The organism is Geobacillus sp. WSUCF-018B, assembly GCF_002809985.1.
Lineage (GTDB): Bacteria > Bacillota > Bacilli > Bacillales > Anoxybacillaceae > Geobacillus > Geobacillus thermophilus.
This window is the reverse complement of record NZ_PIJF01000037.1, coordinates 1-14,031: the sequence shown is the minus strand read 5'-3', so window position 1 is coordinate 14,031 and position 14,031 is coordinate 1. Positions and strand designations below refer to the sequence as shown.

12 protein-coding genes and 1 pseudogene are annotated in these 14,031 nt (G+C 54.8%); 9 read left to right on the top strand and 4 right to left on the bottom strand.

Annotation, left to right across the window (positions count from 1 at the left end):
• Positions 1-44 precede the first annotated feature (44 nt).
• The 5 genes from pcrB (at position 45) to CV944_RS11565 (ending at position 7,001) form a co-directional block, all read left to right on the top strand.
• Positions 45-746 (top strand): heptaprenylglyceryl phosphate synthase, encoded by a 702-nt coding sequence (gene pcrB / locus CV944_RS11585; protein WP_033009957.1) that lies wholly within the window; start codon positions 45-47, stop codon positions 744-746.
• A 28-nt stretch (positions 747-774) separates the two neighbouring features.
• Positions 775-2,949 (top strand): DNA helicase PcrA, encoded by a 2,175-nt coding sequence (gene pcrA, locus CV944_RS11580; RefSeq protein WP_044744023.1) that lies wholly within the window; start codon positions 775-777, stop codon positions 2,947-2,949.
• 21 nt (positions 2,950-2,970) lie between these two features.
• Complete coding sequence (ligA, locus tag CV944_RS11575; RefSeq protein ID WP_100659486.1) at positions 2,971-4,983, top strand: NAD-dependent DNA ligase LigA; 2,013 nt, start codon at positions 2,971-2,973, stop codon at positions 4,981-4,983.
• Positions 4,980-6,203, top strand: a complete 1,224-nt coding sequence (locus CV944_RS11570; protein ID WP_033009959.1) for a CamS family sex pheromone protein — start codon at positions 4,980-4,982, stop codon at positions 6,201-6,203. The genes ligA and CV944_RS11570 overlap by 4 nt, the downstream gene beginning before the upstream one ends.
• A gap of 240 nt (positions 6,204-6,443) precedes the next feature.
• Positions 6,444-7,001, top strand: coding sequence for an LOG family protein (locus CV944_RS11565; RefSeq protein WP_100659485.1), 558 nt, complete (start codon positions 6,444-6,446; stop codon positions 6,999-7,001).
• 7 nt (positions 7,002-7,008) lie between these two features.
• Here CV944_RS11565 and CV944_RS11560 read toward each other — a convergent pair.
• From CV944_RS11560 to CV944_RS11545, 4 genes and pseudogenes are all read right to left on the bottom strand, one after another.
• A pseudogene (locus tag CV944_RS11560) lies at positions 7,009-7,299 on the bottom strand (flavin monoamine oxidase family protein); the annotation flags it as partial.
• A 135-nt stretch (positions 7,300-7,434) separates the two neighbouring features.
• Positions 7,435-8,214 carry a VOC family protein gene (locus CV944_RS11555; protein WP_100659484.1) on the bottom strand — a complete coding sequence of 260 codons (780 nt, stop codon included), beginning with the start codon at positions 8,212-8,214 and terminating at the stop codon, positions 7,435-7,437.
• Between the two features lie 29 nt (positions 8,215-8,243).
• On the bottom strand, positions 8,244-8,750 hold the full coding sequence (locus CV944_RS11550) for a hypothetical protein (protein WP_100659483.1): 507 nt from the start codon (positions 8,748-8,750) through the stop codon (positions 8,244-8,246).
• A gap of 169 nt (positions 8,751-8,919) precedes the next feature.
• Entirely contained in the window at positions 8,920-9,114 is a 195-nt protein-coding gene (locus CV944_RS11545) for a Uma2 family endonuclease (RefSeq protein WP_232722052.1), read from the bottom strand.
• Between the two features lie 120 nt (positions 9,115-9,234).
• Here CV944_RS11545 and gatC point away from each other — a divergent pair, with 120 nt between their 5' ends.
• From gatC to CV944_RS11525, 4 genes are all read left to right on the top strand, one after another.
• A complete protein-coding gene (gene gatC, locus CV944_RS11540) occupies positions 9,235-9,525 on the top strand; it encodes an Asp-tRNA(Asn)/Glu-tRNA(Gln) amidotransferase subunit GatC (protein WP_014194780.1) in 291 nt (96 codons plus the stop codon).
• 12 nt (positions 9,526-9,537) lie between these two features.
• Complete coding sequence (gene gatA / locus CV944_RS11535; RefSeq protein ID WP_100659482.1) at positions 9,538-10,995, top strand: Asp-tRNA(Asn)/Glu-tRNA(Gln) amidotransferase subunit GatA; 1,458 nt, start codon at positions 9,538-9,540, stop codon at positions 10,993-10,995.
• Positions 10,996-11,008: 13 nt separating this feature from the next.
• Entirely contained in the window at positions 11,009-12,439 is a 1,431-nt protein-coding gene (gatB, locus tag CV944_RS11530) for an Asp-tRNA(Asn)/Glu-tRNA(Gln) amidotransferase subunit GatB (RefSeq protein ID WP_063193642.1), read from the top strand.
• 175 nt (positions 12,440-12,614) lie between these two features.
• Positions 12,615-13,919 carry a homocysteine synthase gene (locus CV944_RS11525; RefSeq protein WP_100664228.1) on the top strand — a complete coding sequence of 435 codons (1,305 nt, stop codon included), beginning with the start codon at positions 12,615-12,617 and terminating at the stop codon, positions 13,917-13,919.
• The last annotated feature ends 112 nt before the right edge of the window (positions 13,920-14,031 follow it).

The following is a 14,031-nucleotide window of genomic DNA, read 5'->3' as shown; positions in this document are numbered from 1 at the left end:
TGTTATAATGAAACAATGGAGAACGGAGTGGAAGGGGTATTGTCATGGAAGAGATTCGCGCCTGGCGCCATGTGTTTAAGCTCGACCCGAACAAACCGATCGATGATGAGCGCCTTGAGCGCCTTTGCGAGTCGGGGACGGATGCCGTCATCGTCGGCGGAACGGACGGGGTGACGCTCGATGGCGTGCTTGATTTATTGGCCCGCATCCGCCGGTTTTCGGTGCCATGCGCGCTTGAAGTCACAAATCTTGAGGCCTTGACGCCGGGGTTTGATGCGTATTTCATTCCGATCGTGTTAAACAGCCGCCATGTCGACTGGGTGGTGGGCCGCCATCATGAGGCGGTGAAACAATATGGCGAGATCATGAATTGGGATGAGATTTTTGCCGAGGGGTATTGCATTTTAAATCCGGAATGCAAGGCGGCGAAGCTCACCGAAGCCGACGCCGGCCTGAGCGAAGACGATGTGGTGGCCTACGCTCGCCTCGCTCAACATTTGTACAAGCTGCCGATCTTTTATCTTGAATATAGCGGCATATACGGCGACCCCGCCTTGGTGGAAAAAGTGAAACAGGCGCTCGGCGAGACGCAGCTGTTTTATGGCGGCGGCATCACCGCACCGGAGCAGGCGGCTGAGATGGCGCGCCGGGCGGATACTGTTGTTGTCGGCAACGCCGTTTACGAATCGTTTGAACAGGCGCTGCTGACCGTGGACGCCGTAAAGCGGGCGAATGAGGCGAAATAGAACATATGGTGTATTGGTGGTGAAAACAATGAACTTTTTATCGGAACAGCTGCTCGCCCATTTAAACAAAGAGCAACAAGAAGCCGTCAGGACGACGGAAGGCCCGCTGCTCATTATGGCGGGGGCGGGAAGCGGGAAAACGCGGGTGTTGACGCACCGCATCGCCTATTTGATGGCGGAAAAGCATGTGGCGCCGTGGAACATTTTGGCCATTACGTTTACGAACAAGGCGGCGCGCGAAATGCGGGAACGTGTGCAGTCGCTCTTAGGTGGGGCGGCGGAAGACGTCTGGATTTCGACGTTCCACTCGATGTGCGTCCGCATTTTGCGCCGCGACATTGACCGCATCGGCATCAACCGCAATTTTTCCATCCTTGATCCGACGGACCAGCTTTCGGTCATGAAAACGATTTTAAAAGAAAAAAACATAGACCCGAAAAAATTTGAGCCGCGGACGATTTTAGGCACGATCAGCGCGGCGAAAAACGAGCTGTTGCCTCCGGAGCAATTCGCGAAGCGGGCCTCGACGTATTACGAAAAAGTCGTCAGCGATGTGTATCAAGAATACCAACAGCGCCTGCTTCGCAACCATTCGCTCGATTTTGACGATTTGATCATGACGACGATCCAACTGTTTGACCGCGTGCCGGATGTGCTTCACTATTACCAATATAAGTTTCAGTACATCCATATTGATGAGTACCAGGATACGAACCGCGCTCAATATACGCTGGTCAAAAAGCTGGCGGAACGCTTTCAAAACATTTGCGCCGTCGGCGACGCCGACCAATCGATTTATCGGTGGCGCGGGGCGGACATCCAAAACATTTTGTCGTTCGAGCGCGACTATCCGAACGCAAAAGTCATTTTGCTTGAGCAAAACTACCGCTCGACGAAGCGCATTTTGCAAGCGGCGAACGAAGTCATCGAGCATAACGTCAACCGGAAGCCGAAACGGCTTTGGACGGAAAACCCGGAAGGAAAGCCGATTCTTTATTATGAGGCGATGAACGAAGCGGACGAAGCGCAGTTTGTCGCTGGACGCATCCGCGAGGCGGTGGAGCGCGGCGAACGTCGCTACCGTGATTTTGCTGTCTTGTACCGGACGAACGCCCAGTCGCGTGTCATGGAGGAAATGTTGCTGAAAGCGAACATTCCGTATCAAATTGTCGGCGGCTTAAAGTTCTATGACCGGAAAGAAATTAAAGACATTCTCGCCTATTTGCGCGTCATCGCCAATCCGGACGATGATTTAAGCTTGCTTCGCATCATTAACGTGCCAAAACGCGGCATTGGCGCCTCGACGATCGACAAACTCGTCCGCTATGCGGCCGAGCATGAGCTGTCCTTGTTTGAGGCGCTCGGCGAGCTAGAGATGATCGGGCTTGGCGCCAAAGCGGCCGGGGCGCTCGCCGCGTTCCGCAGCCAGCTCGAGCAATGGACGCAGCTGCAAGAATACGTCTCCGTCACCGAACTCGTCGAAGAAGTGCTCGACAAATCGGGCTACCGCGAGATGCTCAAGGCGGAGCGGACGATTGAAGCACAAAGCCGGCTCGAGAACTTGGATGAGTTTTTGTCGGTGACGAAGCATTTTGAAAATGTGAGCGACGATAAATCGCTCATCGCCTTTTTAACCGACTTGGCGCTCATTTCCGATTTGGACGAGCTGAACGGGACGGAACAGGCCGCTGAAGGAGATGCCGTCATGTTGATGACGTTGCATGCCGCCAAAGGGCTCGAGTTTCCGGTCGTCTTTTTGATCGGCATGGAAGAAGGCATTTTCCCGCACAACCGCTCTCTCGAGGATGACGATGAGATGGAAGAAGAACGGCGGCTGGCGTACGTCGGCATCACCCGCGCGGAGGAAGAACTTGTGCTGACGAGCGCGCAAATGCGGACGCTGTTTGGCAACATCCAAATGAACCCGCCGTCGCGCTTTTTGAATGAAATTCCGGCGCATTTGCTTGAGACAGCCTCGCGCCGCCAAGCGGGCGCCTCCCGCCCGGCCGTTTCGCGCCCGCAGGCAAGCGGCGCCGTGGGATCGTGGAAAGTCGGCGATCGGGCGAACCACCGGAAATGGGGCATCGGCACCGTCGTCAGCGTCCGCGGCGGCGGCGACGACCAAGAGCTCGACATCGCCTTCCCGAGCCCGATCGGCATTAAACGGCTGCTTGCCAAATTTGCGCCGATTGAGAAAGTGTAGGAAAGGAGAACAGGTGAACGTATGGACCGCCAACAAGCCGAACGGCGCGCGGCCGAGCTGCGCGAACTGTTGAACCGCTACGGGTACGAATATTATGTGCTTGACCGCCCGTCTGTTCCAGATGCCGAGTATGACCGGTTGATGCAAGAGCTCATCGCCATTGAGGAACAATATCCGGAGCTCAAAACGAGCGATTCGCCAACCCAGCGTATCGGCGGTCCGCCCCTTGAGGCGTTTCGCAAAGTGGCGCATCGCGTTCCGATGATGAGCTTGGCGAACGCGTTTGGCGAAGGAGACTTGCGCGATTTTGACCGCCGCGTCCGTCAGGAAGTCGGGGAAGCGGCGTACGTATGCGAGCTGAAAATCGACGGCCTCGCCGTCTCGGTCCGCTATGAAGACGGCTATTTCGTCCAAGGGGCGACGCGCGGCGACGGGACGACGGGTGAAGACATTACGGAAAATTTGAAAACGATCCGCTCGCTGCCTCTCCGTCTGAAAGAACCGGTGTCGCTTGAAGCGCGCGGCGAGGCGTTTATGCCGAAAGCGTCGTTTTTGCGCTTGAATGAGGAGCGAAAAGCCCGCGGCGAGGAGCTGTTTGCCAACCCGCGCAACGCCGCGGCTGGCTCGCTCCGCCAGCTCGACCCGAAAGTGGCGGCCTCGCGCCAGCTGGATTTGTTTGTATATGGCTTAGCCGACGCCGAGGCGCTCGGCATCGCTTCACACAGCGAAGCGCTTGATTATTTGCAGGCGCTCGGGTTTAAAGTAAACCCAGAGCGACGGCGCTGCGCCAATATCGATGAGGTGATCGCCTTTATCAGCGAGTGGCACGACAAGCGGTCGCAGCTGCCGTATGAGATTGACGGCATCGTTATTAAGGTGGACTCATTCGCCCAGCAACGGGCGCTTGGCGCGACGGCGAAAAGCCCGCGCTGGGCGATTGCCTACAAGTTCCCAGCCGAGGAAGTGGTGACGACGTTAATCGGCATTGAGGTGAACGTCGGCCGCACGGGTGTCGTCACGCCGACGGCGATTTTAGAGCCGGTGCGCGTCGCCGGCACGACGGTGCAGCGCGCCACCCTTCACAATGAAGATTTTATACGGGAAAAAGACATTCGCATCGGCGATGCGGTCATCATTAAAAAAGCGGGCGACATCATCCCGGAAGTGGTCGGCGTCGTCGTTGACCGGCGCGATGGGGATGAAACGCCGTTTGCGATGCCGACGCACTGCCCGGAATGCGAAAGCGAGCTCGTCCGTCTCGAGGGGGAAGTGGCGCTCCGCTGCTTGAACCCGAACTGCCCGGCCCAGCTGCGCGAGCGGCTCATCCATTTTGCCTCAAGGGCGGCGATGAACATCGAGGGTTTGGGCGAAAAAGTCGTCACCCAGCTGTTTAACGCCGGCCTTGTCCGCGATGTCGCCGATTTGTACTGCCTGACGAAGGAACAGCTTGTCGGGTTGGAACGGATGGGGGAAAAGTCGGCGGCCAACTTGCTTGCGGCGATTGAGGCGTCGAAGCAAAACTCGCTTGAACGGCTGCTGTTTGGCCTTGGCATTCGCTACGTCGGAGCGAAAGCCGCCCAACTTTTGGCTGAGCATTTTGAAACGATGGAGCGGCTCGAACGGGCGACGAAAGAGGAGTTGATGGCCGTCCCCGAAATCGGAGAGAAAATGGCGGATGCGATCACGGCGTTCTTCGCCCAACCCGAAGCAACTGAGCTGCTCCAGGAGCTGCGCGCTTACGGTGTCAATATGGCTTACAAAGGGCCGAAGCGGTCGGCTGAAGCGCCTGCTGACTCCGCCTTCGCCGGCAAAACGGTCGTCTTGACCGGCAAGCTCGCGTCGATGTCGCGCAATGAAGCAAAAGAACAAATTGAGCGGCTTGGCGGGCGCGTCACCGGCAGCGTCAGCCGCAGCACCGACCTTGTCATCGCCGGCGAGGATGCCGGATCGAAGCTGGAGAAAGCCCAGCAGCTTGGCATTGAGATTTGGGACGAATCACGATTTTTGCAAGAGATCAACAGGGGGAAACGATGAAACAAATCTCACTACTTCGCAGTTTCGTTGCTTGTCGTTGGACGAATCGGGCCCGAAAGCGGTTGGCCGTTGTCGGGCTCGCTTCGATTTGTTTGTTGTCTGCGTGTGCGCCGAAGTTTGACAAAGGTGAGGAAGTCGTGCAAGACAAAGGAAGCAAAGAGCAAGAAGCGGTCATCCCGAAATACAACATTTCTGATTCGTATTACCGCGTTGTCTTGCCTTTTAAGCCGTCCGGGGCGCGCGGGCGGGTCGTCAACGACGTCAACACCCGGCTTGATGTCGATGAATTTGAAACCGGGCTGATGCGCTTGGCATCTGAGCAATTTTCCCCGGATGAATATTTGTTTCAGGAAGGGCAATATTTGGACAGCGAAACGATCGGGCGCTGGCTCGCCCGCAAGCGGACGGACAGCCAGCTGAAGGCAGAGAAAATGAAACCGGAAGACAACATCGGCTTAAACCCGCCGATCAGCGACAAAGGAACGAATGAGCAAAAAAACAAACAAAGCCCGATTTACCTGGCCAGCATTTTGGAGCACGACTACTTAGTGAAAGTCGATAACGACAAGGTGAAGCTTGGTGGCGTCGCCATCGGCCTGGCGTTAAACTCCGTCCACTATTATTCGACCGAGCAAGGCTATCCGCGCGAGGTCAAAATCAAAGACGATGTCATCGAACGGGAAGGAAAGCGGATCGCCGCCGAGGTGCTGAAGCGGCTGCGGAGCATGAAAGGGCTTGGCAGTGTGCCGATTACGATCGCTTTATACAAACAAGCGCCCCGTTCATCTGTTGTTCCAGGCCACTTTTTCGCCGTCGCCCATGTCGATGAAGGAAGCAGCACCATCGATGATTGGGAGGCGGTAAACGAGGAATATTATTTATTCCCGTCCGATGAGGCGGAAGAGAACCATCGTGATGACTGGCTCAAATTCAACAATTTTAAATCAGATGTTGAAGACTTTTTCCCGAACTACACTGGCATCGTCGGCAGAGGGTTGTACGTCAACGACCAGCTTCAGAAGTTAACGATCAACATTACGATGCCGTTTTACGGCAAAGCGGAAGTGATCGGCTTTACCCAATACGTGACCGGCTTGGTGATGGAAAAATTCCCGGACTACATCACCGTTAATGTCTACATCGCCTCGGCCGGCCAGCCGGAAAGCCTCATCGTGCGCCAGGCGAAAGCAGACGAGCCGTTTGTGCATATTTATCAATAAGGTCGGCATCATCGCGTTATTTGGGATACGGCGAACGGAGTGATCCGAACATTTGATTCTCCAAAAATGAAGGAAGCGGAAAGGGCTGCAGCAGCGGCCCTTTTTTGCGCGAAAAGGCCGTCCGAACGATGGTGGAAAGAACAGGGAGAGCATTGTATAATGACGGTAGGAAAATGAGCGCAGCACTCGAAAACGGATGCAAAACGAGCAACAGGTTATGGCAGGAGGCGGGTGTGAGACTTGAAGGCGATTTGCGTGTTTTGCGGATCAAGCAATGGAAACGATGGGAGATATAAGGAAGCGGCGAAAGCGCTCGGAACGTTTCTCGCCCAAAGCGGCACGACGCTTATTTACGGCGGCGGAAAACGCGGCTTGATGGGGGAAATCGCGGAGGCGGCGCTTCGCCATCAAGGGCGTGTGATCGGCATCATTCCGCAGTTTTTAAAAGACAGGGAAGTGGCGCATGACCGGTTGAGCGAGCTGGTGGTCGTCGATACAATGCACACCCGCAAAGCGAAAATGTATGAGTCGGCCGACGGGTTTATCGCCTTGCCAGGCGGGTATGGGACGTATGAAGAGCTGTTTGAAGTGCTCTCATGGTCGCGCGTCGGCCTCCACCAAAAACCGATTGGCTTGCTTAACGTGGAAGGGTTTTTCGATCCTCTTCTTCATTTGCTTCGGCATACAGTTGACAGCGGATTCGCCGCGCCGGAAGACCTCAAGCTGATCGTCAGCGCCGAAGACGTTCTGACGCTGTATGGACAGATGAACACATTTTGCCGTCGCCGCCACTCTTGACCGTGGACGGGGGAAGCGGCAAGTTGAATTTTTGGATGTATTCCAGCGTCAAAGCATGGGTGTGAGGAATGCGCATCGCGCCGGCTTCGAGATACTGGTCGTCGCGAAAGTTGGAGCGGAGCGTGTAGATGCGGCCGCCGACCCGCTCGGATGCTTCTAAGATGGTGACGCGATGACCCGCCTGCTTCAGCAATGACGCTGCGACAAGTCCGGCCATTCCGGCGCCGATGATGACGATGTGTCGAGGCGCCGCGGTTTTCTTTAAGCCGTTTCGAATGATCGAGATCATCGTTTCCATCGAAAGTTTTGGAGAAACATACGGGTGGGACACGGTTGGACTCCCCCTTTGCCGTTTTCACCGCGCGAGGATGAAGGTGCGGTTATTCCATCTTATTCCGCGGCAAAGGGGAGTATGTGAGAATAGGAATGCCCGTCACGGCTTGGAAACGATATACGTCGCGCCATCGATTTCAATGCGGCGCTGCTCCTGCATTCCCACAAGCCGGCACGAAAACGGGCGCGTCGATGGATGACGGCGGTCAGCCTCATAGAACCGAATCGCAATGCCGCCGACAGCGAGCTCCGCGTATGCTCCCGCCTCATCGCGCCCGACATCGGGTTCGGGCAAGTCAAACAGCCGGCGATAGCCGTTGACCGCCCGCTCGAGACCGAGGGTGTAGAGGCTAATTGACGAGAGCGAAACAGAGCCAATTGGGTGTCTCATGAGCGGCGCCAGCTCGTTCATCCGTACATCATCACGGTCGCCCCACTGAATGAAAAACGGATAGCGAAACACGCCGTCTGTGTCGTCTTCGATAAACAGCATCGACCATGTGAGCCGCTTGCCGTCATCGCGTTCGCGGCTGCCGGGGAGCGGACCGACTGGGGCGAATCCTTTGCTTTTGAGCTGTGCCGCCACCGCTTCGATGTCGTTCGTGCGAAAGGCAAACTGGGAGAAGCCGCTTCCTTCTTGGCGGTGGTCGGCGACAAGCTGAGTGATGAGCGGGTTTCCGCACGTTCTCGCCGTCTGCATATCGGCAATGCCGATCCACTCGATGTAGCGCAAATGCTCTACGTAACATAAGGCGTTGTACGTTCCCCATGACGGATGGCGGCCGCCGTGGATGGCCGCAAGCCCCCATTGTTCAAACGCCATTTTCACTTGCTCCGGTCGTTCGACGAGATGGACGAGATGGTCAAACGCGACATGCATGGCGGTGGCCTCCTCTTTAGATCAATCGATCAGCGGAACAACATTTCTTTCAGTTTGTAAATGATTCGTTCGTTGTCGACGGTGCGGTGGGCGATGAAATTCAAGTCCAGTTTGATGTCTTCGATTTGGGCGGACAATTGTTCGTAACGGGAGTCCATTTTTTGTTCGAGGCGGTCCACCGTTTGTTTCAATGAGGCAAATTCCTGGTGAAGCTGGTGGACGTCAGCGGCGAGAGCTTCCAGTTTGGCGTCTGTTTCGTCTTGGCGGTGGAGAAGAGCGGCCACGATGCCGTTCAATTCCTTTTGCCCGGCGCGAAGCGAATCTTGTTCTTGACGCAGACGCTGTTGTTCCAAACGGATTTCCTGCTGCTCTTTTCGGATTTCTTGTTGTTCTTTTCGAATTTCTTCTTGTTCCTGGCGAATGGCGATTTGTTCCCGCTCGAGCCGCTCTTGGCCTTCTACGAGCTTTTGCAGCGTGCCATCCATGGCGCTTAGGCGGTCGAGCACTTGGGCGAGCAAAGCGTCACTCATCGTCATGATTCCCCCTTTTTCGTCCGTTACAGCCATTATAGTACATATGTTCGGGATTGTCAATCAAGAAAATTTGAACATCCATGGCGGACAAACTCCTTCATATTCCTTGTTTGTCAAGGATTTATTCCATATCGGTGCAAAAAAATCCTCCCGATTTTTGTCAGGAGGGTTCTCACATGGAAGCGAATACTTTTGGCAATGCGATGAAGAGGTTTGGAAAAATATGAGGGCAAATCGTTTCATCTTTATAGTGCACTTGCACTTGGTGAAACTTTTGATCTTGCAAGGCATATTTTTCGACGGTCTCATGAACCGGATCGACAATCCAGTATTCTCTGACACCAGTTTGTTCATAGTTGTGAAACATTTGCATCGCGAATATGTAGATTGATTCTCGCCCAGAACACGCGGCAACTGTTGCTTCATTCGATGAAAGTTTGGTATCATCATGGTATTGTGATAGGTCGAACTCGTTGGAGGTGAAACTATGTCGCGAATTTCCATTGACCAAGTCAAACACGTCGCCGACCTAGCGCGGTTGGCGATTACGGATGAAGAGGCGGAGATGTTTACGAAACAGCTCGATGCGATCATTACGTTTGCGGAGCAGTTGAATGAATTGGATACGGAGAACGTTCCGCCGACTTCGCACGTGCTTGATATGAGAAACGTGATGCGCGAGGATATTCCAGAACCGGGGCTGCCGCGCGAGGAAGTGTTGAAAAACGCGCCGGATCAGCAAGACGGCCAGTTCCGTGTGCCGGCCATTTTAGAGTAAGGAGGGGGATTTATGTCGCTTTTTGACCATTCCGTATCAGAATTACATACGTTGCTGCAGAAAAAAGAAGTGTCGATTTCCGATTTAGTCGACGAATCGTACCGACGCATCGGCGAAGTGGAAGAAAAAGTGCAAGCGTTTTTAACATTAAATGAAGAACAGGCGCGGGCGAAAGCGAAGGAGCTCGATGACCAGCTCGCCAAAGGCGAGGAAACGAATCCGCTGTTCGGCTTGCCGATCGGCATTAAAGACAACATCGTCACAAAAGGATTGCGCACGACATGCGCCAGCAAAATTTTATACAACTTTGACCCGATTTACGACGCGACCGTTATGGAGCGGCTGAACGCTGCGGGCGCCATTACGATCGGGAAGCTGAATATGGACGAGTTCGCCATGGGCTCGTCGACGGAAAACTCTGGCTTTCAGCTGACGCGCAACCCGTGGGACTTAGAGCGCGTTCCGGGCGGCTCGAGCGGCGGTTCGGCGGCGGCGGTGGCGGCAGGGGAAGTGCCGTTTGCTTTAGGTTCGGATACGGGCGGTTCGATCCGCCAGCCGGCGGCGTTTTGCGGGGTTGTTGGTTTGAAGCCGACATACGGCCGCGTCTCGCGCTTTGGCCTCGTCGCGTTTGCCTCGTCGCTGGACCAAATCGGCCCGATTACGCGCACGGTCGAAGACAACGCGTATGTATTGCAAGCGATCGCGGGCGTCGACCCGATGGATTCGACTTCAGCGAACATTCCAGTGCCGAACTATGTGGAGGCGTTAACGGGCGATATCAAAGGATTGAAAATCGCCGTGCCGAACGAATATTTAGGCGAAGGCGTCGATGAAAGCGTGCGCCAGTCGGTGCTTGCGGCGCTTGCCGTGCTTGAGAAGCTCGGTGCAACGTGGGAAGAAGTGTCGCTGCCGCATTCGAAATATGCCTTGGCGACGTACTACTTGCTCGCTTCGTCGGAAGCCTCGGCGAACCTCGCCCGCTTTGACGGCGTCCGCTACGGCTACCGGACGGACAACGCGAAAAACTTGATCGATATGTATAAACTCACACGGAGCGAAGGATTCGGGGCGGAGGTCAAGCGCCGCATTATGCTCGGGACATTCGCGTTAAGCTCGGGCTATTACGATGCGTATTACAAAAAAGCGCAAAAAGTGCGGACGTTGATCAAACGAGATTTTGAGAACGTCTTTGAACAGTATGACGTCATCATCGGCCCGACAACGCCGACGCCGGCGTTTAAAATCGGCGAGAAAACGAGCGATCCGCTGACGATGTACGCAAACGACATTTTAACGATCCCGGTCAACCTGGCAGGCGTGCCGGCCATTTCCGTGCCGTGCGGCTTTGTCGACGGCTTGCCGGTCGGCTTGCAAATCATCGGCAAGCACTTTGATGAAAGCACGGTCTACCGCGTCGCCCACGCTTTTGAACAGGCGACCGACTACCATAAGCAAAAACCGGTGTTGTAAGGGGGGTTAGGTGATGAACTTTGAAACGGTCATCGGACTTGAGGTGCACGTCGAGCTGAAAACGAAATCGAAAATTTTCTCCAGCAGCCCGAACGCGTTCGGAGCGCCCCCAAACACGCAAACGAACGTCATTGACTTAGGGTATCCAGGCGTGCTGCCGGTGTTGAACCGCCAGGCGGTCGAGTTTGCGATGAAAGCAGCGATGGCGTTGAACTGCGAAATCGCGACCGAAACGAAATTCGACCGCAAAAACTATTTTTATCCGGACAACCCGAAAGCGTACCAAATTTCGCAATACGACCAGCCGCTTGGCAAAAACGGCTGGATCGAAATCGAAGTGAACGGGAAAAAGAAAAAAATCGGCATCACCCGCATTCACTTGGAAGAGGACGCGGGCAAATTGACGCATACAGGCGACGGCTATTCGCTCGTGGATTTTAACCGCCAAGGGACGCCGCTCATTGAGATCGTCTCCGAGCCAGACATCCGCTCGCCGGAAGAGGCGTACGCCTACTTGGAAAAATTAAAGGCGATCATCCAATACACGGGCGTCTCCGACTGCAAAATGGAAGAAGGATCGCTCCGCTGCGACGCCAACATTTCGCTCCGGCCGATCGGATCGGACCAATTCGGCACGAAAACGGAGTTGAAAAACTTAAACTCGTTCAACTTCGTCCGCATGGGGCTCGAGTATGAGGCGAAGCGGCAGGAGAAAATTTTGCTCTCGGGCGGCGTCATCCGTCAAGAAACGCGGCGCTTTGATGAAGCGACGAAAACGACCGTTTTGATGCGCGTCAAAGAAGGCTCGGAAGACTATCGCTACTTCCCAGAGCCGGACTTGGTGATGCTCTATATTGACGACGAATGGAAAGAGCGCGTCCGCGCCTCGATTCCGGAGCTGCCGGACGCCCGCCGGAAGCGGTATGTCGAAGAATGGGGCCTGCCGGAATACGACGCCAAAGTGCTGACATTGACCAAAGAAATGGCCGACTTCTTCGAAGCAACGGTCGCCAACGGCGCTGATCCAAAACTGGCGTCGAACTGGCTCATGGTCGAAGTGTCCGGGTACTTAAACGCCGAACAAAAAGAGCTGCATGACATCGCCTTGACGCCGGAAAGCCTAGCAGGCATGATCAAACTCATCCAAAACGGCACGATTTCGTCGAAAATCGCGAAAAAAGTGTTCAAAGAGCTTGTTGAAAAAGGCGGCGACCCAGAGAAAATCGTCAAAGAAAAAGGGCTCGTGCAAATTTCCGACGAGGGAGCGCTGCGCAAAATCGTGCTCGAAGTGCTTGACGCCAACCCGCAGTCGGTCGAAGACTATAAAAACGGCAAAGACCGCGCGCTTGGCTTCCTCGTCGGCCAAGTGATGAAAGCAACGAAAGGGCAAGCGAACCCGCCGCTTGTCAATAAGCTGTTAGTAGAGGAAATTGGAAAACGATAATGAAACAATAGGAGGCCTGCCCACCGGCAGGCTCTGTTTTCAATAAAAATTTTTGCACTATTAAAAAAATATAATTGACAAACGTTGTGATCCAGTGATAGATTCTTTATAAGAAAAACCAATTGATTTAGTAGGATATGAGATCTCGAGGGATCAAAGAGGGGGAGAGGAAACGATGAGCCATGAACAAACTTTCCGCCCGGAAACGCTTGCCATCCATGCCGGGCAAAAACCGGATGGGGAAACGGGAGCGCGGGCGGTGCCCATCTATCAGACGAGTTCGTACGTATTTCGCGACAGCGAGCATGCGGCCAATTTGTTTGGTTTGAAAGAGGAAGGTTTTATTTATACGCGCATTATGAACCCAACGAACGATGTGCTTGAAAAACGGATCGCGGCGCTTGAAGGCGGGATCGGGGCGCTTGCGCTCTCATCAGGGCAGGCGGCGGTGTTTTATTCGATCATCAACATCGCCTCGGCGGGCGATGAAATCGTCTCGTCCTCGTCCATTTACGGCGGCACGTACAACTTGTTCGCCCATACGCTGCGCAAGTTTGGCATTACGGTGAAGTTTGTCGATCCGTCCGATCCGGAAAACTTTGAGCGGGCGATCACCGACAAAACGAAAGCGTTGTTTGCGGAAACGATCGGCAACCCGAAAAACGATGTGCTCGACATCGAAACGGTCGCCGACATCGCCCATCGCCACGCCATTCCGCTCATTGTCGACAACACGGTGGCCAGTCCATACTTATTGCGGCCGATTGAATTCGGCGCCGATATCGTCGTCCACTCAGCGACGAAGTTCATCGGCGGGCACGGCAATTCGATCGGCGGTGTGATTGTGGACAGCGGCAAGTTTGACTGGAAAGGGAGCGGCAAGTTTCCGGAGTTCACCGAGCCAGACCCAAGCTATCACGGGTTGGTGTATGTGGATGCCGTCGGCGAAGCGGCGTACATCACGAAAGCGCGCATCCAGCTGTTGCGCGACTTAGGAGCGGCGCTGTCGCCGTTTAACGCGTTTTTGCTGCTGCAAGGGCTGGAGACGCTCCATTTGCGGATGCAGCGCCATAGCGAAAACGCCCTTGCCGTCGCCAAGTTTTTAGAAGAGGAAGAAGCCGTCGAATCGGTCAATTATCCGGGGCTTCCAAGCCACCCGTCGCATGAATTGGCGAAAAAGTATTTGCCAAACGGGCAAGGTGCGATCGTTACGTTTGAAATCAAAGGCGGCGTCGAAGCCGGGAAAACATTGATCGACTCGGTCAAGCTATTCTCCCATTTGGCCAACATCGGCGATTCGAAATCGCTCATCATCCACCCGGCCAGCACAACGCACGAGCAGCTGAGCCCGGACGAGCAATTGTCCGCCGGCGTCACCCCGGGCCTTGTGCGCCTGTCCGTCGGCACGGAAGCGATCGACGACATTTTGGACGACTTGCGTCAAGCCATCCGCCAAAGCCAGACGGTGGGGGTGAAGTAGTGGATGCACAAGGAAGGGGCTGACCCAAAACGCGAATGCGTTTTGGGATCAGCCCCCACTTTTTTGCCTCAAATATAGAAGAATCGCCCTTTTTTCTGGTAGAATAGAGTCA